The sequence below is a fragment of the Streptomyces sp. 5K101 genome (assembly GCF_046506645.1).
Lineage (GTDB): Bacteria > Actinomycetota > Actinomycetes > Streptomycetales > Streptomycetaceae > Streptomyces.
In genome coordinates this window covers 359,242-381,144 of record NZ_JBKFFO010000003.1, presented here as the reverse complement: position 1 = coordinate 381,144, position 21,903 = coordinate 359,242, and the positions used below count along the sequence as shown (strand labels likewise).

Annotated in this window: 15 protein-coding genes; 6 read left to right on the top strand and 9 right to left on the bottom strand. The window is 71.6% G+C overall.

Going from position 1 to position 21,903, the window contains the following annotated elements; genetic code table 11:
• Positions 1 to 190: 190 nt before the first annotated feature.
• Together ACLB9X_RS07375 and ACLB9X_RS07370 are read right to left on the bottom strand one after the other, a co-directional pair.
• Complete coding sequence (locus ACLB9X_RS07375; protein ID WP_410359431.1) at positions 191 to 1,792, bottom strand: AMP-binding protein; 1,602 nt, start codon at positions 1,790 to 1,792, stop codon at positions 191 to 193.
• Positions 1,789 to 3,465, bottom strand: coding sequence for an AMP-binding protein (locus ACLB9X_RS07370; RefSeq protein WP_410359430.1), 1,677 nt, complete (start codon positions 3,463 to 3,465; stop codon positions 1,789 to 1,791). The genes ACLB9X_RS07375 and ACLB9X_RS07370 overlap by 4 nt, the downstream gene beginning before the upstream one ends.
• A 142-nt stretch (positions 3,466 to 3,607) precedes the next feature.
• Between ACLB9X_RS07370 and ACLB9X_RS07365 the strand changes: the two genes are divergently transcribed.
• Positions 3,608 to 4,411 carry a response regulator transcription factor gene (locus ACLB9X_RS07365; RefSeq protein ID WP_410359595.1) on the top strand — a complete coding sequence of 268 codons (804 nt, stop codon included), beginning with the start codon at positions 3,608 to 3,610 and terminating at the stop codon, positions 4,409 to 4,411.
• Positions 4,412 to 4,433: 22 nt separating this feature from the next.
• Here ACLB9X_RS07365 and ACLB9X_RS07360 read toward each other — a convergent pair whose 3' ends face one another.
• Positions 4,434 to 5,570, bottom strand: a complete 1,137-nt coding sequence (locus tag ACLB9X_RS07360; RefSeq protein WP_410359429.1) for a winged helix DNA-binding domain-containing protein — start codon at positions 5,568 to 5,570, stop codon at positions 4,434 to 4,436.
• A 137-nt stretch (positions 5,571 to 5,707) separates the two neighbouring features.
• On the opposite strand from ACLB9X_RS07360, the gene ACLB9X_RS07355 reads away from it, so the two are divergent.
• The 4 genes from ACLB9X_RS07355 (at position 5,708) to xdhC (ending at position 12,195) form a co-directional block, all read left to right on the top strand.
• Positions 5,708 to 6,850 carry a magnesium and cobalt transport protein CorA gene (locus ACLB9X_RS07355; protein ID WP_410359428.1) on the top strand — a complete coding sequence of 381 codons (1,143 nt, stop codon included), beginning with the start codon at positions 5,708 to 5,710 and terminating at the stop codon, positions 6,848 to 6,850.
• Positions 6,851 to 7,518: 668 nt separating this feature from the next.
• Positions 7,519 to 8,994 (top strand): xanthine dehydrogenase small subunit, encoded by a 1,476-nt coding sequence (locus ACLB9X_RS07350; protein ID WP_410359427.1) that lies wholly within the window; start codon positions 7,519 to 7,521, stop codon positions 8,992 to 8,994.
• Positions 8,991 to 11,384 (top strand): xanthine dehydrogenase molybdopterin binding subunit, encoded by a 2,394-nt coding sequence (gene xdhB, locus ACLB9X_RS07345; protein ID WP_410359426.1) that lies wholly within the window; start codon positions 8,991 to 8,993, stop codon positions 11,382 to 11,384. The genes ACLB9X_RS07350 and xdhB overlap by 4 nt, the downstream gene beginning before the upstream one ends.
• Before the next feature lies 1 nt (position 11,385).
• Positions 11,386 to 12,195, top strand: a complete 810-nt coding sequence (xdhC, locus tag ACLB9X_RS07340; protein ID WP_410359425.1) for a xanthine dehydrogenase accessory protein XdhC — start codon at positions 11,386 to 11,388, stop codon at positions 12,193 to 12,195.
• Positions 12,196 to 12,517: 322 nt separating this feature from the next.
• Here xdhC and ACLB9X_RS07335 read toward each other — a convergent pair whose 3' ends face one another.
• Genes ACLB9X_RS07335 through ACLB9X_RS07315 form a run of 5 tightly spaced genes read right to left on the bottom strand, consistent with a single transcriptional unit; the run spans position 12,518 to position 19,680 of the window.
• Positions 12,518 to 13,720, bottom strand: a complete 1,203-nt coding sequence (locus ACLB9X_RS07335; RefSeq protein WP_410359424.1) for a type III PLP-dependent enzyme — start codon at positions 13,718 to 13,720, stop codon at positions 12,518 to 12,520.
• Complete coding sequence (locus tag ACLB9X_RS07330; RefSeq protein WP_410359423.1) at positions 13,717 to 15,462, bottom strand: IucA/IucC family protein; 1,746 nt, start codon at positions 15,460 to 15,462, stop codon at positions 13,717 to 13,719. The genes ACLB9X_RS07335 and ACLB9X_RS07330 overlap by 4 nt, the downstream gene beginning before the upstream one ends.
• Positions 15,462 to 16,709, bottom strand: coding sequence for an MFS transporter (locus ACLB9X_RS07325; protein WP_410359422.1), 1,248 nt, complete (start codon positions 16,707 to 16,709; stop codon positions 15,462 to 15,464). Before ACLB9X_RS07325 ends, ACLB9X_RS07330 begins: the two co-directional genes overlap by 1 nt.
• The gene (locus tag ACLB9X_RS07320) at positions 16,706 to 18,493 is read right to left on the bottom strand and encodes an IucA/IucC family protein (RefSeq protein WP_410359421.1); all 1,788 of its coding nucleotides are present in this window, start codon (positions 18,491 to 18,493) and stop codon (positions 16,706 to 16,708) included. The genes ACLB9X_RS07325 and ACLB9X_RS07320 overlap by 4 nt, the downstream gene beginning before the upstream one ends.
• Positions 18,490 to 19,680, bottom strand: a complete 1,191-nt coding sequence (locus ACLB9X_RS07315; protein ID WP_410359420.1) for an acetyl-CoA carboxylase biotin carboxylase subunit family protein — start codon at positions 19,678 to 19,680, stop codon at positions 18,490 to 18,492. The genes ACLB9X_RS07320 and ACLB9X_RS07315 overlap by 4 nt, the downstream gene beginning before the upstream one ends.
• A gap of 223 nt (positions 19,681 to 19,903) precedes the next feature.
• On the opposite strand from ACLB9X_RS07315, the gene ACLB9X_RS07310 reads away from it, so the two are divergent.
• Complete coding sequence (locus tag ACLB9X_RS07310; protein ID WP_410359419.1) at positions 19,904 to 20,788, top strand: iron-sulfur protein; 885 nt, start codon at positions 19,904 to 19,906, stop codon at positions 20,786 to 20,788.
• Between the two features lie 115 nt (positions 20,789 to 20,903).
• Here ACLB9X_RS07310 and ACLB9X_RS07305 read toward each other — a convergent pair whose 3' ends face one another.
• Positions 20,904 to 21,899 carry an ABC transporter substrate-binding protein gene (locus ACLB9X_RS07305; protein WP_410359418.1) on the bottom strand — a complete coding sequence of 332 codons (996 nt, stop codon included), beginning with the start codon at positions 21,897 to 21,899 and terminating at the stop codon, positions 20,904 to 20,906.
• Positions 21,900 to 21,903 lie beyond the last annotated feature (4 nt).

Sequence of the window (21,903 nt, the reverse complement as noted above, 5' to 3'; positions counted from 1 at the left end):
CGCTCCGGGGCTTGAATTCGGGACTGCTGTCACGAACCCGCGTTGCGGCAACCAACGACGTCTTACGTCCCGAACACGAGCCCTGCGCGTCCCCAGCCCCGCCGAGCGGTACGTGGTGGCCGCCAGTGGGCAGCCGCCCGCACCGGCCCAGGACGGGGCAGGGAGCCCGGGGGGCGCAGCGCCCCCCGGTTCAGCTGAAGCGTTCGCGGAGGTCGACCTTGCGGACCTTGCCGCTCACCGTCATCGGGAAGTCCGACAGGATCTCCACCCGGCGCGGGATCTTGTAGTGCGCCAGCCGCTCGCGGCAGAACGCCGTGATCTCCTCCAGCGTCGGCGCGTCGTCCGCGTCGCGCGGGATCACGCAGGCGAGGATCTCCTCCCCGTACCGCTCGTCCGGCACCCCCACCACCTGCACGTCCGCGATCTTGGGGTGCGCGTAGAGGAACTCCTCGATCTCGCGCGAGTACACGTTCTCCCCGCCCCTGATGATCATGTCTTTGATACGGCCGACGATCTGGACGCAGCCGTCCTCGCGCATCACGGCCAGGTCGCCCGTGTGCATCCAGCGGCCCGCGTCGATGGCCTCGGCGGTCCTCTCGGGCTCCTCCCAGTAACCCAGCATGACGCTGTAGCCGCGCGTGCACAGCTCGCCCGCCTCGCCGCGCGGGAGCGTCACGCCGGTGACCGGGTCGACGACCTTGACCTCGACGTGGGGCATGACGCGGCCGACGGTGCCCGTGCGGCGTTCCAGGTCGTCGTCGCGCCGCGTCTGTGTGGAGACGGGGGACGTCTCCGTCATGCCGTAACAGATCGACACCTCGGCCATGTTCATCTCGGCGACGACCCGCTTCATCACCTCCACCGGGCACGGGGAGCCCGCCATGATGCCGGTGCGCAGCGAACCGAGGTCGTAGGAGGCGAAGTCGGGGAGGTTGAGTTCGGCGATGAACATCGTCGGCACGCCGTACAGCGACGTGCACCGCTCGTCGGCGACGGCCCGCAGCGTGGCGGCCGGATCGAAGGACGGCGCGGGGATCACCATGCAGGCGCCGTGCGAGGTGGCCGCCAGGTTCCCCATGACCATGCCGAAACAGTGGTAGAAGGGCACGGGGATGCAGACGCGGTCCTGCTCGGAGTAGGCGATCATCTCGCCCACGAAGTACCCGTTGTTGAGGATGTTGTGGTGGGAGAGCGTCGCCCCCTTGGGGAACCCCGTCGTCCCGGACGTGTACTGGATGTTGACGGGGTCGTCGCAGGAGAGCTCCGCCTCACGCGCGGCGAGCCGGTCCTCCGTGACGAACGCGGCCGCCGCCACCAGCGCGTCCCATGAGGCGTCGCCGATGTAGTGCACGGACCGCAGCCGCGGACACGACGCGCGGACGGCGTCGACCATCGCCCGGTAGTCGCTCGTCTTGTGGGTCTGCGAGGCGACGAGGACCGAGATCCCGGCCTGGTTCAGGACGTATTCGAGTTCGTGGGGGCGGTAGGCCGGGTTGATGTTGACCATGATCGCGCCGATGCGGGCGGTGGCGTACTGCACGAGCACCCACTCCGCGCAGTTGACGGCCCAGATGCCGACCCGGTCCCCCTTGGCGACGCCGGAGCCGAGCAGGCCGCGGGCCAGCAGGCGCACGGCCGCGCCGAACTCGGCGTACGTCCAGCGGCGGCCCGACGGCACGTCGACGAGCGCCTCCCGGTCGGGCCAGGCCGCGACCGCGCGGTCGAGGTTCGCGCCGATCGTGTCGCCGAGCAGCGCGGTGCCGCTCGTGCCGTGCGCGTAGGACAGGTTCATCGCAGATCCCCCTCGACGTACTCCGCGGCCGAGCCCTCCGCGGTGAGCCGGCGCAGCTCGACGCGGCGGATCTTCCCCGACACCGTCTTGGGCAGGTCGGCGAACTCCAGCCGGCGGATCCGCTTGTACGGGGCGAGGACAGCGCGCGAGTGCTCGAAGAGCACCTTGGCGGTGTCGGGGCCCGCCTCCCAGCCCTCGGCGAGGACGACGTACGCCTTCGGCACGGCGAGGCGCACCGGGTCCGGGGCGGGCACGACCGCTGCCTCGGCCACCGCCTCGTGCTCCAGCAGCGCGCTCTCCAGCTCGAAGGGGCTGATCTTGTAGTCGCTCGCCTTGAACACGTCGTCGGACCGGCCCACGTACGTCAGGTAGCCGTCGTCGTCCCGGGCGGCGATGTCCCCGGTGCGGTAGTAGCCCCCGGCCATGGCCTCGGCCGTACGCTCCGGGTCGCCGTGGTACCCGGTCATCAGGCCGACCGGGGCGGTGGACAGGTCCAGGGCGATCTCGCCCTCCTGCGCGCCCGGTTCACCGGTGACGGGGTCGAGGAGCTCGACGGTGTAGCCGGGGCTCGGGCGGCCCATGGAGCCCGCCTTGAGCAACTGGCCGGGACTGTTGGAGACCTGCACGGCGGTCTCGGTCTGGCCGAACCCGTCGCGGATGGTCACGCCCCACTCGCGCCGCACGGTCTCGATGACCTCCGGGTTGAGCGGTTCACCGGCGGCCACGACCTCGCGCGGGCGCCTGGCGAGGCCGGCGAGGTCGGCCTGGATCAGCATGCGCCACACGGTCGGGGGCGCGCAGAAGCTGGTGACGCCCGCACGGTCCATCTCGGCCATGAGCCGGGCCGCGTCGAAGCGGGTGTAGTTGTGGATGAAGACGGTCGCCTCCGCGTTCCACGGGGCGAAGAGGTTGGACCAGGCGTGCTTGGCCCAGCCGGGCGAGGAGATGTTCAGGTGCACGTCGCCGGGCCGGAGGCCGATCCAGTACATCGTCGCCAAGTGGCCGACCGGATACGACACATGGGTGTGCTCGACGAGCTTGGGGCGGGCGGTGGTGCCGGAGGTGAAGTACAGCATGAGCGGGTCGTCGGCGCGGGTGGGCCCGTCGGCCACGAAGGGCGCGCACGCCCCGTACGCGTCCTCGTACGCGATCCAGTGGGGCACGCGGTCGCCGACCGCGATCGGGGTGTAGTCGCCGGGCACGTCCGCGAACTTGGCGGTGTCCTCCGAGCGCACGATCACGTGGCGCGCCCGGCCGCGCTCCACCCGGTCCCGCAGGTCGGCCGGCCCGAGCAGCGGGGTCGCGGGGATCACGACGGCCCGCAGCTTCATGGCGGCGAGGGCGGTCTCCCACAGCTCGACCTGGTTGCCGAGCATGACGACGACCCGGTCGCCGGGCCGCACCCCGAGCCCGCGCAGCCAGCTCGCGACCCGGTCGGAGCGGTCCGCCATCTCGGCGAAGGTCCGCCGGACCTCGCCGCCGTCCTCCTCGACGATGTGCAGCGCGGTGCGGTCGTTGTCCCGGGCGATGACGTCGAACCAGTCGAGGGCCCAGTTGAAGTGCTCGAAGCGGGGCCACTCGAAGCCCCCGCAGGCGCCCGCGTAGTCCTCCCGGTGCTCCAGCAGGAAGTCCCGGGCAGCCCGGAACCTCTCGGTCGCGCCGCCAGACGTCATGTTTCCTCCTCGTTGCGGGACGGGCCTCGCACATCGTGTAATCGGTGACCCAGGTCTCACTACCCCCATACGGGGGTGTCGTCCCCGAGCTGGGCACCGGCGGGAGGAGCTGCGCGTGAGCGGACCGGACGAAGGGGTCGAGATGCGCGCGGCGCTGCTGCGGCTGCGGCGGGCGACCGGGCTGCCCGTCGCCTTCGGCGGACTGGCGCACGACGCGCGCCCGGTGCGCATCGCCGAGCTGACCGGAGCGGCCACGAACGTGCTGCGCGGGCTCGCCATCCGCACCGGCAACGGGCTCGGCGGCAAGTCCATGGCCCTGTCGCGGCCGTGCGCCGTGACCGACTACCGGGCGGCCCGGCACATCAGCCACGAGTACGACACGGCGGTCGCGGCGGAGGGGTTGCGCTCGGTGGTCGCGGTGCCCGTCGTCGTACGGCGCAAGGTGCGCGGCCTGCTGTACGGGGCGCTGCGCACCCCGTTGGTGCTGGGCGACCGCGTGCTGGACGCGGCGGTGGCCGCGGCGCGGGACGTCGAACAGGCACTGGCCGTACGGGACGAGGTGCAGCGCCTGCTGGCCGAGGCGCGTCCGCAGGCCGGGGAGCGCGGGCCGGGGGCGTGGGAGTCGGTCCGCGAAGCGCATGGCGAGCTGCGGGCGCTGGCCCCCCGTATCGCGGACCCGGCGCTGCGGGGCGAGCTGCTCGCGGTGTGCGGCCGGCTGGCCGCCGCGAACGCCGGCGCGGCAGCGGCGGGGATCTCGCTCGCTCCGCGCGAGGTCGACGTGCTCAGCTGCGTGGCGTCGGGTGCGACGAACGCGGCGGCGGCGGAGCGGCTGGGCCTGAAGCCGGAGACGGTGAAGGCGTACCTGCGCTCGGCGATGCGGAAGCTGGGCGCCCACAGCCGGGGCGAGGCGGTCGCGGCGGCACGCCGGGGCGGCGTACTGCCGTAGGCGGGGGCGCAGGGCGGCGCGGTCAGCCCGCCTCACCCACCGCCCCGAAGCGGACGTCGTGCGTCCGCACCGGGGTCATGGTGGTGAGCAGACCCGCGGCCTCCTCGGTCAGCTCGGCGCGCTGAGCCCGCGTCAGCGTCGTGAACGGCTGGACCGTCAGCGTCGCGGTGTCCTTCGTCTCCTCCAGCCGCCAGATGCCCGCCAGGAAGCCGTCGACCAGAAAGGTGCGGTACGCCTGGTTGCCGTTCCAGGTGCGCGTCCGGTGCTCCGCGGGCACGATCCGGCTCCGGTCCGCGTGCGAGAGCAGCAGGTCGTCGAACTCGGGCAGGAATCGCGGCGGCGCGGGCGTGTCCGGGTCGGGCCGTGGCGCCTCCGGCACGTCGAACAGTTCGGTGCCCCGGTCGTCCTGGAAGACGAGGAGCCCCGGCCGCAGCCGCTCGAAGACCTCGCGCGTCCGGGTCAGCCCCGCCCACGTCTGGAAGTCCTTGACGGAGGCGGGCCCGAAGGCCGCGAGATAGCGGAGCACGGTGCCGTCCAGTGCCGGCGCCGGCTCCGTCTCCCTCCCGAACCAGTGCTCCGCCGTGGTCAGCGCGACCTGCCCGCTGCTCCCCCACAGGCCGCGCGGGGTGACCTGCACGAGGGGCAGGGTGCAGCGGGCCGCGACCGAGAGGGCGAACGGGTCGGCGTCCGGCCAGTGCGCGAGCAGCGCCTCCCGCAGCTGTTTCATCGTCCGCGGCTCCTCCTCCACGAGGTCGCGCGCGACGGCCGCGAGCCGCGCCAGGTCCACGCCCGCGAGCCCTTTCCTGAACTGGCCGAGTTCGCGGTCGCGCGCGGCCTGCACCAGAGGCCGCAGCGTCAGGCAGTCGTCGGCGGTGTGCGTGTGGATGGTGGAGCGCATGGTCACCATGCGGGCGACCCGGCGGTCGGCCATCGCCGCCGACAGCTCGCGGGGGTCGAAGCCGTCGAGGCGGGCGGCGAGCGCGTAGTACGGCGGCTTCACGTTCTGCGCCTGGAGCCCGACGAGGTGCCGGACGGCGTCCTCGGGGGTCGTCGCCGGGCGGGGTGCGCGGCGCAGCAGCATCTGCCGGTCCAGGGTGGCGCGGTTGAGCGCGCGGGTGCCGAGCGTGGGGTACGTCGTCTTCACCGTCTTGGTCGCCATGGCTCGTACGCTATCCGGCCTTGCGGACAGTTTCTGTCCTCGACGAGTCCCGGTCCTGGCCACCTGTTCGGATATCCTGCACCGGGCCCGGCGCACGCCCCGCTCGGCCGTACGACGAGGTGGGAGGCGAGATCACGATGGCACGTTCGCCCAAGCGGCACCACTGGCGCCGCCGGCCCGCCGATCCCCCCGCGAAGCACTCGGCGGGCGGCGCGGCGACGGCGGAGCCGCCCGCGGACCTGCCCGTCGCCAAGGACCAGGGCAGCGTGGTGCAGGCCGTGCTGTATCGCGACGGGCGGCGGGTGGCGAACCCCGAGTCGCTGACGGAGACGTTCGGCCAGCTGCGCCAGTACCCGGGCGGCATGGCGTGGATCGGCCTGCACCGGCCGAGCGAGGCCGAACTGCACTCGCTGGCGGCCGAGTTCGACCTGCACGAGCTGGCGGTCGAGGACGCGCTGGAGGCCCATCAACGGCCCAAGCTGGAACGCTACGGCGACACGCTCTTCGTCGTCCTGCGGGCCGCCCGCTATCTCGACGCCCAGGAAGAGGTCGACTTCGGCGAGCTGCACGTCTTCGTCGGCAAGGACTTCCTGATCACGGTCCGCCACGGCGCGGCCCCCGACCTCTCCGCGGTGCGCCACCGCATGGAGAAGACGCCCGAACTGCTCGCGCTGGGCCCGGAGGCGGTGCTCTACGCGATCCTGGACGCGGTGGTCGACGGCTACGCCCCGGTCGTCGCCGGTGTCCAGAACGACATCGACGAGATCGAGACGGAGGTCTTCGGCGGCGACCCGGCGGTCTCGCGCCGCATCTACGAACTGTCCCGCGAAATGGTCGAGTTCCAGCGCGCCACCCGCCCCCTGGTCTCGATGCTGCACGGCTTGATGGCGGGCTTCGCGAAGTACGGCACGCACGAGGAACTCCAGCGCTACCTGCGCGACGTCGCCGACCACGTGACCCACACCAGCGAACGCGTGGACGGCTTCCGCCAGGCCCTCACGGACATCCTCACGGTGAACGCGACGCTGGTGACCCAGCAGCAGAACGCGGAGATGCGGGCGCTGGCGGAGGCGGGCTTCGAGCAGAACGAGGAGATCAAGAAGATCTCCTCGTGGGCAGCCATTCTGTTTGCACCTACGTTGGTGGGAACCATCTACGGGATGAACTTCGACGCGATGCCGGAGCTGAACTGGACCTTCGGCTACCCGTTCGCAATCTTGCTGATGGCAGCGGTGTGCACGAGCCTTTACTTTGTCTTCAAGCGGCGGGACTGGCTCTAGAAGTCAGGCCGGACACGCTGGTCAGATTCGCATCTGCGAACAAGGGCCTTCTGGCCTCCTGGGGAGAATCTGCAGCAACTGAGTGACTCTGGGGGGTATGGGCGGCGCTGAGGAGTGCGTGGGGAGAATTAACTGCGTAACACGGCGCGATCCGGAAAGACACTGAAAGACTCGTCGGGGCAGGTCAGAGGCGTAAAGTCTGCGCCAGTTCGTACGCTGTTTTCAAGCGCCGGGACTGGCTTGGGGGTCGACTGAGGGACCTGGATCGGTCCGCGAGATGCCGGGGACCGACCTCTTGACTCTTGACCTCTGTGGCCCGAAGCACTAGCTTGCGGTGAACGTCGACCCATGAATACCCGAAAGGAGGCGACCGGCGGATGTACACCAGCTCTGATCTTGGTCGCCTCGCCCAGTGCACGGTCTGGGTTCCGGGTCGGATCGCGCACGGCTGCTGAGCACGCCGTTCTGTTGTGCCCTTTCGTGGCACATTCCATCCTTTTCCAGCACGTCGCCGTTACGTGCCTTTCTGCGCCCGCCCCTCTCACGTGGCGCACATGAACCCTTTCTGCGCCCCGCTCCTCCCACGCGGCGCGTCTGAACACAGAAAGCTGCCTGAAATTGGCGAACATGATGAATCGACCGATCGCGAGCCGAAACGAGGGCCGGTCATGGTAGCGGCGCGGATCACGGTCAACGGGAAAGAAGCATCTGTCTCACCGGCGGCGCCCCACACCACAGCGCTGGATTTCCTGCGCGAGCGCGGCCTGACCGGAACCAAAGAGGGGTGCGCCGAGGGTGAATGCGGCGCCTGTTCCGTCCTCGTGGCCCGGCCCGGGGTGCACAAGCCCACCGACTGGGTGGCGGTCAATGCCTGCCTAGTCCCGGTCGCGGCGCTCGACGGTCAGGAGATCATCACCTCCGAGGGTCTCGCCACCGCCGGTGAACCCGGCAAGCCGACCACCCTGCACCCGGTGCAGGAGGAGATGGCGGTCCGCGGCGGCTCCCAGTGCGGCTACTGCACGCCTGGATTCGTCTGCAGCATGGCCGCCGAGTACTACCGGCCCGACCGCTGCGAGCCCGCACACGCGGACGCGGACCCGGACGGCGGCACCGACGCCGAGCACGGTCCGAACGGTTTCGACCTGCACGCGCTGAGCGGAAACCTCTGCCGCTGCACCGGTTACCGCCCGATCCGCGATGCCGCCTTCGCCGTCGGTGCGCCCACCGACGAGGACCCGCTGGCGCAGCGCCGCGAGCAGGCCCCGCCCGCGCCGGTCACCACCGAGTACACCCAGGACGACAGCGCCTTCGTACGGAGGAGCACCCTCGCGGAAACGCTGCAGTTGCTGCGCGAGCGGCCCGACGCCGTCGTGGTCGCCGGCTCCACCGACTGGGGCGTCGAGGTCAACATCCGCTCGCGCAGGGCGAATTGCGTGGTCGCCGTCGACCGGCTGCCCGAACTGCGGGAGCTGCACGTCGCATCCGACCGCATCGAGATCGGCGCGGCGCTGACCCTCACCGAGATCGAACGCCGTCTCGACGGCGAGGTCCCGCTGCTGGCAGAGCTGTTCCCGCAGTTCGCGTCCCGGCTCATTCGCAACGGCGCGACCCTCGGCGGCAACCTGGGCACGGGCTCGCCCATCGGTGACAGCCCGCCGGTGCTGCTCGCGCTGGAGGCGTCGGTGGTGCTCGCCGGCGTCGACGGCGAGCGCGAGGTCCCGCTGGCGGAGTACTTCACCGGCTACCGGCAGAGCGTGCGCCGCCCCGGCGAGCTGATCCGGTCGCTGCGCGTCCCGCTGCCGCTTTCGCCGGTAACGGCTTTCCACAAGATCGCCAAGCGGCGCTTCGACGACATCTCCAGCGTGGCGGTCGCCTTCGCCCTCGACATCGAGGAAGGGATCGTCCGCAAGGCCCGCATCGGCCTGGGCGGCGTGGCCGCCACCCCGATCCGCGCACTCGCCACCGAGGCGGCCCTGGAGGGCAGGCCGTGGTCCAAGGCGACCGCCGAAGCTGCGGCCCGGGTGCTGCGGGGTGAGGGCACGCCGATGGACGACCATCGCGCCAGCTCCCTCTACCGTTCCGCGATGCTCGGCCAGAGCCTGCTGAAGCTGCACGCACAGACCACCGAGGCGGTGTCGTCGTGAGTCATCTGTCCGAGCGCCCCGAGAAGCCCGTAGTCGGCGTCTCGATGCCGCACGAGAGTGCCTTCCAGCACGTCACCGGCACGGCGCTCTACACCGACGACCTGGTCCAGCGCACCAAGGACGTGCTGCACGCCTACCCGGTCCAGGTCATGAAGGCCCACGGCAGAATCACCGCGCTGCGCACCGAGCCCGCGCTCGCCGTGCCGGGTGTGGTCCGTGTCCTGACCGGTGCCGACGTGCCCGGCGTCAACGACGCCGGCATGAAGCACGACGAACCGCTGTTCCCCGACGAGGTCATGTTCCACGGCCACGCGGTGGCCTGGGTGCTCGGCGAGACGCTGGAGGCGGCGCGGCTCGGTGCGGCGGCCGTCGAGGTGGAACTCGAGGAGCTGCCCTCCCTGATCTCGCTGCAGGACGCCATCGAGGCGGGCAGCTATCACGGCGCCCAGCCCCTGATGGTGCACGGCGACATCGACGCCGGCTTCGCCGACTCGGCACACGTGATCACCGGCGAGTTCCAGTTCGCCGGCCAGGAGCACTTCTATCTCGAGACGCATGCGGCGCTCGCCCAGGTCGACGAGAACGGGCAGGTGTTCATCCAGAGCAGCACCCAGCACCCGTCCGAGACCCAGGAGATCGTCTCGCACGTGCTCGGTGTGCCCGCCCACGAGGTGACGGTGCAGTGTCTGCGGATGGGCGGCGGCTTCGGCGGCAAGGAGATGCAGCCGCACGGCTTCGCGGCCGTCGCCGCGCTCGGCGCCAGGCTGACCGGCCGGCCGGTCCGGTTCCGGCTCAGCCGGACCCAGGACATGACCATGTCCGGCAAGCGCCACGGGTTCCACGCCACGTGGAAGATCGGCTTCGACGCCGAGGGCCGTATCCAGGCCCTGGACGCCACCCTGGTCGCCGACGGGGGCTGGAGCCTGGACCTGTCCGAGCCGGTCCTGGCCCGCGCGCTGTGCCACATCGACAACACGTACTGGATCCCCAACGCGCGCGTCGCCGGTCGCATCGCCAGGACCAACACGGTCTCCAACACCGCGTTCCGCGGCTTCGGCGGACCGCAGGGCATGCTGGTGATCGAGGACATCCTGGGCCGCTGCGCGCCGCAGCTCGGCCTGGACCCGATGGAGCTGCGCGAGCGCAACTTCTACCAGCCGAACCAGGGTCAGACGACGCCGTACGGGCAGCCGGTCACGCAGCCCGAGCGGATCTCCACCGTCTGGCAGCAGGTGCAGGAGAACGGCGGCATCGCCGACCGCAAGCGCGAGATCGCGGCCTTCAACGCCGCGCACCCGAACACCAAGCGGGCCCTTGCGATCACCGGCATCAAGTTCGGCATCTCGTTCAACCTCACCGCCTTCAACCAGGGCGGCGCGCTGGTCCTGATCTACAAGGACGGCTCCGTCCTGATCAACCACGGCGGCACCGAGATGGGCCAGGGTCTGCACACCAAGATGATGCAGGTGGCCGCGACCACGCTGGGCATCCCGCTGCACAAGGTGCGCCTCGCCCCGACGCGGACCGACAAGGTGCCCAACACCTCGGCCACCGCCGCGAGTTCCGGTGCCGACCTCAACGGTGGGGCGATCAAGAACGCCTGTGAGCAGCTGCGCGAGCGGCTGCTCCAGGTGGCCGCCTCCCAGTTGGGCGCGAACGCCTCGGACGTGCGCATCGTCGAGGGCGTCGCGCGCGCCCTGGGCAGCGACAAGGAGCTGGCCTGGGACGACCTGGTGCACACCGCGTACTTCCAGCGCGTTCAGCTCTCTGCGTCCGGTTTCTACCGGACCGAGGGTCTGCACTGGGACGCGAAGTCGTTCCGGGGCTCGCCGTTCAAGTACTTCGCCTACGGCGCCGCGGCGACCGAGGTGGAGGTCGACGGCTTCACCGGCGCGTATCGCATCCGGCGGGTGGACATCGTCCACGACGTCGGCCAAAGCCTCTCCCCGATGATCGACATCGGTCAGGTCGAGGGCGGCTTCGTGCAGGGCGCGGGCTGGCTGACGCTCGAGGACCTGCGCTGGGACACCAGCGACGGACCGAACCGCGGACGGCTGCAGACACAGGCGGCGAGCACCTACAAGCTGCCGAGCTTCTCGGAGATGCCCGAGGAGTTCAACGTCACGCTGCTGGAGAACGCCACGGAGGAGGGCGCGGTCTACGGCTCCAAGGCCGTGGGTGAGCCTCCGCTGATGCTGGCGTTCTCGGTGCGCGAGGCGCTGCGGCAGGCCGCCGCCGCGTTCGGGCCGAGCGGGATCGGCGTCGAACTGGCCTCGCCCGCGACGCCGGAGGCGGTGTACTGGGCGATTCAGGAGGCCCGCAAGGGCGAGGTCTCCCGGAACGGGGCCGCTGTCGACGGCCACGCCGTGGAAGCGCTGAGCGGTGCCTGACATGACATGGGTCGCCGCGGTCGCACGGTTGCGAGCACGCCGGGAGGCCGGCGTGCTGGTCACCGTCGCGACCGTGCGTGGTCACGCCCCGCGCGACGCCGGCGCGAAGCTCGTCGTCGGGCAGACCGGGACGTGGGGCTCGATCGGCGGCGGCAATGTCGAGGCCGTCGCGATCGACCGGGCCCGCGAGATGATCGCCGCGTCCAAGCCCGAGCCTGAGCTGATGGATTTCGCTTTGAACGACAAGGTGACCAACCAGCACGGCGTGCAGTGCTGCGGTGGCACGGTCTCGGTGCTGCTCGAACCGCTGCCGGTGGTAAGGGCGGTGGCGATCTTCGGCGTCGGGCACGTCGGGCTTGAACTGGCACGCATCCTGGCACGGCAGGACCTCGACCTCCACCTGATCGACTCCCGCTCCGACATCCTCACCGCGGAGCGGCTCGGCGTGCTGGCGGACGCGGTGGCACAGGTGCACGTGCACCACACGCCGCTGCTGCCCGAGGAGGTGCTGGAAGAGCTGCCGCACGGCACCCACGTCCTGATCATGACCCATGACCACGCCGAGGACGCCGCTCTGTGCGACGCCGCCTTGCGCACCGGCCACCTCGGCTCCATCGGGCTGATCGGCTCGGCGGCCAAGTGGATGCGGTTCCGCAAACGCCTTGCCGCCGAGGGCGGTCACGACGAGGCCACCATCGATCGGATCAAGACCCCGATCGGGCTGGCCGACATCACCGGCAAGGAACCCGCGACGATCGCCGTGAGCGTCGCCGCCGATCTGCTGCGCACCTTCGAAACCGAGGTCGGCTGACTCCCTGCCCGGATACACAGGGGTGCCCCGCGGGTGCGAACGCGCACATGCGGGGCACCCCTTTCGTACGACCGTGCCCGCTGGTGCTGCGGACACCGAGCTGACCAGGGCAGGAACCGGCCCGGGAAGCAGGCGGAAGCCCCGGGTCACGGTGAGTGATTCCCGAGGCTTCTGCGGGGGAACGGGCCGCCCCCGTCCCGTGACAGCCGGGGGACCAACCGGTGGAGACCGAGGAACGACTGGAGCACGCAATACCCCGGCCGTGTGGAACGGCCGGGACACGCCGGATCAGGCGTCAGGCGTCAGCCGTAGCCGTCAGCCGTCAGCCGAGGAAGTGGAAGCCGGGCCGGGGGTGCATGAGGAAGTCGTGGTGCGAGATGTTCCACGCGTATGCACCTGCCAGGGCGAACGCCACCCGGTCCCCCGCCCGTAGTCCCGGCGCCGGGACGTGCCGGGCGAGGAGGTCCTTGGGGGTGCACAGCTGACCGGTCAGGGTGACCGTGTCTGATCCGGCGGCGGGCCGGGGCCATGGGTGGGGCCAGGCGTCCAGGGGCAGCACCGAGCAGGGCTGGTCGTGGCCCTTGGTCGCCGGGGTGCGCAGGTGGTGGGTGCCGCCGCGCACGACGGCGAAGTCCTCGCCGTGGCTGCGCTTCACGTCCAGGACCTCGGTGGCGTACCAGCCGCAGTACGCGGTCAGCGCCCGCCCGGGCTCAATGCGCAGGGTCAGGTCCGGGTGGTTCTCGGAGAGCCGGGCGAGGCCCTTGCCGTACGTGGACCAGTCGAAGCGGCGGTCGGGGGTGGTGTAGTCGACGTGCATGCCGCCGCCCACATTGACCTCGCTGAGATGAACGCGGTGGCGCTCGGCGAGCCCGGTGGCCCAGTCGACCACCGACTCGGCGACGCCGATCTGCTCATCCGCCTCCAGGCCGCTGGCGAGGTGGGCGTGGACGCCCAGGAGCCGCAGGTGCGCAAGCGTGCCGTCGGTCAGCATGCGGACGGCGGTGTCGGCGTCCGACGGTTCGAGGCCGAACGGGGTCGGCCGGCCGCCCATGGCGAGGGAGCTGCCCTCCAGGGAAGCGGCGGACAGTGGCAGGTTGAAGCGGAGAAGCACGCCGACGGGGGTGTCCGGGGCCCGGCGGGCCGCCAGGTCGGCGAGCATGCGCAGCTCGTGGCAGCTCTCGACGTGGAAGCGTTCCACTCCCAGGTCCAGGGCCGCGGTGATCTCGGCCGGGGTCTTGCCGGGGCCGCCGAACGCGAGGGGGCGGCCGGGTACGGCGCGGCTCACATGGGCGAGTTCGCCGCCGGAGGAGACCTCATATCCGTCGACGTACGAGGAGAGCGCGGCCAGGAGCTCCGGCTCGGGGTTGGCCTTGGCGGCGTAGTAGAGCTCGACGCGCTCGGGCAGTGCCTCCCGGACGGCGGCGGCGTGCTCGCGCAGCGCCGCCAGGTCGTAGACGTAGGCGGGCAGGCCGTCGGAGGGCAGGTCGAGGATGTGGTCGCGCACCGCGCGGGTGGGGGCGGTCATCGGGCGTTGCTCCACGAGTCGTCGGCGGCCTCGGACAGCACGTCCTCGGCGAGGGGGGAGGGCAGGCGGACGTAGCCGGCCTCGCGGTCGGCCTTGCGCTCCCAGCGGGTGAGCAGGTTGGCCTTGGCCGGCAGCGGCACGCCGGCCAGGAGCGCGGCGAGCCGGGGCGGGCAGCCGTGCCGGTCGGCGTACGCCTGGAGGGTGGCGCGGACCTGGGCCCACAGGGCGGGCTCGTTCTCGGGGTGCAGGTCCGCGACGGCCGCGAGCATCTCGGCGATGTGGTTGACGAACAGGCAGTACGCCACGCGGTCCCAGCCGCGCTCCGCGTCGTACGTCATGGGGCCGGCCACCTCGGCGGGCAGCGCGGCGAGGGTGTCGGCGTGGTGCTCGGGCAGGAGCTTGGTGCCCTCCAGGTCGCGGAAGAGCACCTGGGCGGGCATGCCGTCGTCGTCGACGCAGACGACGACGTTCTGCAGGTGGGGTTCCAGGACCAGGCCGTGGTCGAAGTAGGCGGCCAGGACGGGCGGGACGAGAAGCCTGAGGTACGCGGCCCACCACTCGAGCGCGGTACCGGGGCCCGCACCGTCGAGGAGGCGGGAGATGTGGCCGGGGCCGCTGGGGTACTCGTCGGCGACGGCGGCGGCGAGGAGCGGGGTGGTGCCGGGCAGGAGCCGGGCGGCGAGCCCCTCGCGGACGATCACGCCGAAGCCTTCGAGCAGGGTGCGGTCGGGGGTGCCGTCGGGGCCGGGCAGGGCGAGGCTGCGGTAGGCGGGCTCGCGGAGCATGGCGCTGCCGGGGAACCTCCTGGTGAGGTCGTCGAGGACGGGCTCGAGGAGCCGGGTCAGGGCCACGGCACCGGTGAGCTCGTAGCTCGCGTTCTTGCGCAGGCAGTTGGTGATGCGGACGTTCAGGCTGAACTTCAGGAACGCGTCGCCGTCGTACAGGGTGCGGACGGAGGCCGTGGCGGAGAAGAGGGTGCCACCGGGCCCGAGGTCCAGGATGTCGCCCCGGTCGAGGGCGGCGCGCAGCGCGGGATGGTCGCTCAGCATCTCGTACTGCCACGGGTGCGCGGGCAGCAGCCGGTAGCCCTCCGGCACACCGTCGGCGAGCCGGTCGAGGGGCGTGGTGACGGCCTGGCCGGTGGCCTCCTCGATGATCAGGTCCTCGCGAACGGCGAGGTGGCGCAGCGGGAAGGAGGCGCCGACCTCGGGGGCGTAGGCGAGCCAGGAGGCGGCGTCACCGGTGCGGGCCTTGGGGGTGGGGTGGAAGCGGTGGCCGAAGAGCAGGGACTGCTCGGAGGCGAGGTAGGTGTCCTGGACGGCCGGGCCGTTCGCGCGGGCTCCGAGGGCGGCCGTGACAGCCTGGTGGCTGGAGGCGATCTGGTCGAGGAACTCGTCGTGGCGCACCCCCGGGCGCCACCACAACAGCTCGTCCTGGACGTGCTCGGCGAGGCGTCGCCAGTCGATCTGCTCCCAGCCGCCGTCGCGCTGCTGGTGGACGGGACCGGTGAAGCGGTGCGCGCCCAGCAGGGACGTACGGCGCAGCGCCACCCGCAGCAGCACCCCGCGGCGGGGCAGGCGCAGCAGGAGGTGGCCGTCGCTCGCGGCCGTCTGGTGCTCCGGTCCGGAGACCTCACGCAGCAGGCAGTTGAGGAGGGTGTGCGCCACCACGGTGTCCGCGTCGGGCAGTTCGGTGGGGGCAGCGGGGCGGGGGGCAGTGCCCTGGGGTCGGGGCAGCGACATCAACGGCTCCAGCGAGTGCGGAGGGGATTCACGAGGGGAAGAACAGTGGGAACGATCGTGGCCAGGGCCACCGCGGTGCCCGTGAGGACGGGCGCTGTGGGGCCGAAGTGGCTGTTGCCGACGGCGGCGGCCACGCCCGCGGCGACGGCTCCGGCCTTCGAGAAGAACTCGAGCGAGCCGAACATGCCGCCCGGCGCCCGGCCCTTGGCGCAGTCGGCCGCCAGCACGGACAGGCACACGAGCCCGAGGGTGAGGCCGGCTCCGAGCACGAGGCGTACGACGGTCAGGGCGGGCAGCGAGAGGGCCACGCCGTGTCCGGCGAGACCGAGCGCGATGCAGAGGAAGCCGAGGGCGAGACCGAGGCGGGGGCGGCGGTGGAACGCCTTGTGCACAGCCATCGACGTGACGAGGTAGCACAGGTGCGGCAGGGCGAACAGAAGGCCGGAGACGGCCGGGGAGGTGCCGGGGAGTCGCTCGTCGATGAGCGAGACGAGGTACGGGAAGGAGATGACGGTGGAGAAGACGAAGGCGAACTCCAGGGCGTAGAGGGCGCGCAAGGAGGTCGTCGGCGCCGGTTCCGGCGCCGCCTCCTCCTGCGGCACGTCCTTCACCGTCGGCGCTGCGGCGCGCCCGCCCCGCGACTCCGGCAGCACACAGATCAACAGGGCGGCAGTGAGCGGCAGTACGGCCAGCAGGGCGTACTGGCGGTGGGGGGAGAGCCACGGCGACAGGGAGCCGACGACGATCGGTGCGAAGACGAGGGCCGCGCGGGCCGCACCCTGCATGAGGGTGAGCGCCTTCGACAGGTCCGGCCCCTCCAGTGCCGCGCCCAGGTACCCGTTGGACGCGGCGAATGTGCCGCCGAGGATGCCCTGGAGGACGAGGGCGGCGGTGAAAGTGGCGATCGAGTCGGCCCAGCCGGCGAGCAGGAACGCCACGGCGAGTCCGAGCTGAGCGCGCAGCAGCAGCCGCTTGCGGCCGTAGCGGTCCGCGAGGCGGCCCCAGAAGGGCGCGCCGACGGCACCGAACACGGTCGGGACGATGTAGAGCACCCCGGCCCAGCGGGCGGTGGGGTCGCCGAGCTCCGGCAGGATCTCGGTGAAGAAGGGCGGCAAGCCGAGGGCGGCGAAGGACGCCACGAAGTAGCATCCGGCCACGGCGTGCACCTGACGGCGGCCGAGTACGGGGCCCGCCGCGGGCGCGACGGATGCGTCGGTGCCGTTCGGTGGGGCGGCGGTTGCACTCATCGTTCGGCCGTCCTCAGGTAGTTGGGGCCGGAGGTGTAGTGCTTGTTGATGTCGGCGGCGCCCGACCGCTCCTTGGACAGCAGCGTTCCGGCGGTGACCATGGCCTTGACCGGAAGTTCCGGTGCGTCCAGCAGGTGCGCGCGCAGCACGGCGCCGGGCTCGCCGGGAGCGGTGCCGAGCCGTTCGACGGCCTCGGTGAGCCGGTCCCGTATCAGCGTCAGCAGCGTCGTGAGCGGGGCGCGGCCGTGCCGGGCGAGGCCGAAGGCGTAGGCGCCCGCGCACAGGTGCACGGTGATGGTGGTGAACAGATCGGTGACGGCCCGGTCGTCGTCGCCGAAGATGCGGGTGTCGTCGAACTCGGCCGGGTCGGGAGCGTCGGCGCCCAGGGTGTCGCGCAGGCGGCGGGTGTTGACGCGCGGGCCGTCATTGTCCTTGAGCAGCAGCCGGAGTTCGGTGCGCCCGTCCGCCGCCCGGTCCAGGACGAGCGAGATGTTCTGCTGGTGCGACTCGAGGGCGATGCCGTAGCCGAACAGTGTGGTCTGCCAGTCGAGAAGCAGAGTGAGCACGGCGTCGAGCAGGGCCACGGGGTCGCCGCCGTAGAACCGGTCCGCGAGGTGGTCGATCACCAGTCGGCTGCCGGGGGCCTCGCTGAGCAGCGCCGCCATGGGGACCACGACGGAGTCGTCGAGTCCGGCCGGACAGCGGCGGCACAGGACGGCGAGGAGTTCGTGGCCGGCGTGTGCGTACACCGTCTCGTCGGCGTGCAGGACGGTTTCGCGGAACCGTGGTTCCCGGGAGAACACCGTCTCCAGGAGCCGCTGCCCCGCCGCGCCGTCCACCAGCGTCCCGGGCTTGATGGTGCGCCGGTTACGCAGGCCCAGGGTGGCGGTGGCCAGAGGCAGCTTGAGGTGCAGCGACGGTTCGTCGGCCAGGGCGACCGTGCGCATGGACAGCGTCGGTACGACCTCCAGGTACGCGTGCGGGGCGAGCACCGCGACGTCGCGCAGGCCGGCCGCCCGCAGCGCCTCCCCCAGGGGCGCGCCCGTCGTGAGCGGATGGACGGGCAGCGCGAGATGGGTACGCGACAGCTCCGGCAGCCCCAGCTCGGCCGGCGACGGCCAGCGGGCGGGCAGGCTCGCGGCGCCGCCCGCCACGGTGACGGACTCATGGGGTACCGCGACCCAGCGCAGGGAGAAGCGCGGATGAAACTCGGGTGCGTAAGACCGCACCTGGTCGACGTTCAGCCCCGAGCGGCCCCGCGCGGTCGGGTACACCGGGTGGTCGAGGCGCGCGGCGAGCGTGTCGTGCGCGAGTCCTGCGGCATACCCGGTCCAGCGGGCGGGGTCGTGCCCGTGCAGGGAGATGAGCCGCGCCGCGGTCTCCTCGCGGGTCCGCTCGTGCAGCCGCATGGTGTCGAGGGTCTGCCGGCACTCCTGCGTGTACGCGTCGAAGCCGGGGTGGTCGACCGGCTCGGCCAGCGCCTTGAGGGCGCCGACGACCGCGTCGCACGTGGTGAGTTCGCGGCCGTCCGACTCCCGTACGAGCAGCGGGAGCCGGGCCGCGTACCGGCTCTGGAAGCCGTCCTCGGCGACCGGCAGCAGCAGGGCGTCGCCGTCCTCGGTGGCACGGCGCAGCCACGGGCCGTCCGCCCGCTCGGAGAAGGTACTGCGGCTGCGCAGTCCGACGACGTCCTCACGCAGCAGCGCGGACAGCACCCGCAGGAGCAGGTCCTGCTGCGCGGCTCCGACGCCCTGGCCAGGAGCCGTTTCGGCGAGTGTCGTCACGGGGCGATCTCCCAGCGCTGCGCGGCCAGGAAGTCCGCGACGACCCGGTCGACGGTCGCCTGGTCGGTGCCGGTGGCACGCAGGACGCCGAGGTAGTCGCGGTTGGTGTGGTACAGCTCGTGCCGCTCGCCGATCCCGCGCAGCGGACGGTACGTCAGCTTCACCCCGTCGGTGTCCAGGTCGACGACGCCCGGGTCGGACACGAGCGTTCCGGCGCTCTGGGCGCAGGGGTACTCGAGGCGGGCGGCCCCGTCTGTGCGGGCTCCCAGGTCGGCGGGGAGCGGCTCGCCGAGGTGGGTGCGCAGGATGTGCTCGAAGAGCGGGATGTCGAGGAGCTGGGCGAGCAGCAGGTCGCACTGGTCACCGATGGCCCGGTAGTTGACCTCGATGATGCGGGCGCGGTCCTCGTGGACGACGAACTCGGTGTGGCAGGCGCCGAAGCCGACGCCGAGGGCGTCGAGCTGGGCGAGGATCTGCTCGACGACCGGCTCGGGGTGGGCGGGGACGAAGGTCAGCCGCTCCTCGATGAAGTACGGCGGCGGCGACAGCTCCGTGTGGAATCCGCCGAGGACGTGCCGGACGCGTCCGTCGCCGAGCGTCTCCAGGGTGTACAGCTCGCCCGCCAGGAACTCCTCGACGACCAGCGCCGCTTCGGGCCGCCGGGTCTGTATCTCCTTGCAGCGCAGCAGGAGTTCCTCGCCGTCGCCGACGAGGACCACGTCCTCGCTGGCGACCCCTTCGCGCGGCTTGGCCACGCACGGGTAGGGCACGTCGAGAGCGGCGAGCACGGACGGTTCCTGCCCGGCCGGGAGTTCGGTCGACCAGACGGTGTCGGCACCGGTCAGGGCCAGGTGGCGGCGCATATGCGCCTTGTCCTTGGCGCGCAGCGCTGCCCGCCAGTCCTTGGCGGGCAGGCCGAAGTACTCCGCCGCCAGCGCGGCCTGCGTCTGGAGGTGGTCGCTGTTGGTGAAGACCGCGTCCGGCCGGTGGTGGGTGGAGATCCGTGTGATGACCGCGCGGAAGTCGTGTACGTCGCACTCCAGGATCTCGATGTCCGGGCAGGTCCGGCGGTGGGAGTCGGGCTGGTCCGTCAGAACGGTGATGTCGAGACCGAGCCGGGCCGCCGCGGGGAGGAACCCCTCGGTGACCGAGTCGGTGGGGTTCAGGGCGAGCAGGTACAGCCGCATGGGATGCCGGAGCCTTCCGGAGTGGGGGACGTGTGATGCGGGGCACGGCCACGTACTCACGCGGCACCCCGGCACCGAGTTTAGGTTAGGCAACCCTAATGGATCAACCAGGCGCAACCCCTAACAGCCTTGTCCCGACAGCTCACCGGGGGTGGGGCGATCTTCTCCGGCCCAGTGCCGCTAAGGTAAGGCTGACCTCACTTACTCGCGTGAAGGAGCTCCGATGAGGAAGGGCCCGGGGTCGTGGACCGCCACGGCGGGCACGGCCGAGCGCGATGCCCTCGGCGAGGCGTCCGCTCTCACCGGCACCTACCGGCGCGTCATCGCCGCCTGCGACGCGCTCGACGCCCGGCTCGTCGATCCGGGAGCGCCGGACGATCCCGCCGCGCTCATGCCCGACGGGGCGGAACTCGCCGATGTCCACGGCGTGCTGGAGGCCCTCCTCGACGCCTCGGCGGCCCGCATCACCGCACGCCACGGCCACGCCCCCCGCAGGGACGTCGCCGCCTCGCGGGCGCTGCACGACTACCTCTGGTCCGTCAGTCTGCTGATGAGCGGCGCCTGGTACCTGGACCGTCGCGTGCCGCGCATCTCACCGCGCGACATCCGCGTCGACCTGACGACGAGCGCGATCGGCATCGTCCCCGGGCAGGTCTTCGCGTGTCTGCCGGGCGACCCGGCGGCGGACACCGCCGATGCCCGGATCGTGGGCCACGAGGAAGAGCTGCGCGCCGAGTTGCGGGCCGCGGTCGTCGACCACGTACGCCCGCTGCTGACCGCGATCGGCCCGTCGGTCCGGCGCGGACCACGCGCCCTGTGGGGCATGGTCGCCGACGACCTGCTCTCCGGTGTCTGGTACCTCGGCCGGATGCTCGACCAGGAAGAGCGCGCGGTGCGGGCGGCCACCGAGCTGCTCCCGACGGCGATCCCGCCCTTTCCCGGAGGGGCCGATTTCCGTCGCCTCACGGGGCGCGACGGCCGCCGGTACCCGACGCGCACGCGACTCGGCTGCTGCCTGTACTACACGATCGACCCGGACCGGGCGTGCCTGACCTGCCCGAGGACCTGCGACGCCGAGCGGTTGCGCCGGCTCGAGGACGAGGACTGAGCGCCGCACCGAGGCACGGCACAAGGCACAAGGCGAACATATGGCGACGGGCCGGTGCCCGCGGTCGTACGGTCTCGTACGCCGCGGGCACCGGCCCGTCCGGAACAGCCCCCGCTCACTTCGCCGGGTCGACCTTGAAGATCTTCGCCATGTCGTCGAGCACCAGGTCGGCGCCCTGGAGCGACACGGAGGTCATCCAGACGGCGTCCTCGACCTCGTGGACGTTGCCCTTCTGGACCGCGTTCAGGCGCTTCCACAGCGGGTTGGCGAGGAACTTCTTCTTGCGCTCCTCACCCCCCGAGAAGGTGGTGACGAAGATGTGGTCCGCGTCGGCCTGGCCGATCTGCTCCTCGCTGATCTCGATGTTGAACTCCTCCGGGTCCTGCTGGTTCGCCGGACGCGCGAGTCCCATGTCGGTCAGGATGATGCCGCTGAAGGTCTTGGGCAGGTAGATGCGCGTCGGACCGTCGAGGAAGCGGACCATGGAGTAGGTCTGCTTGGGGTTCTTGGCGTTGATCGCGTCACCGATCTTCTTGGCGCGCGTCGTGTACGCCGCGAGCTCGTCCGCAGCCTTCTTCTCCTCGCCGAGCACCGTGCCCAGGAAGGTGACGTTCTCCTTCCAGATCGGGCCGGTGGTCTCCACGAAGACCGTCGGCGCGATCTTGCTCAGCTGGTCGTAGAGGTCCTCGTGACGCACCGTCGCCGACACGATGAGGTCCGGCTTGAGGGCGGCGATCGCCTCCAGGTTCGGACTGTCGATCGGACCGACGTCCTTGGTGTTCTTCACCGCGTCACCGAGGTACGACGGGAAGCCCTTCTGGTCGCGGTAGGCGCCGATGCCGCCCACCAGCGGGGCGTCCAGCGCGACGACGGCCTCGACCAGGCTGTTGTCCAGCGCCACGACGCGCTTGGGCTTCGACTTGATCTCGGTCTTGCCCTTGTCGTGAGTGACGGTGCGAGGGAAGCCCGCGTCGGAGGCGGCTGCCGGCTTGTCGGCGGGCTTGTCCTCGCTACTCCCGCCTCCGCAGGCGGCCACGGAGAAGGCCAGAGCTGCGGTGAGCAGGGCAGCGGCGAACCGGCCGGGCCGGCGGCGCTGGGTGAGGGTGTTCATGGGT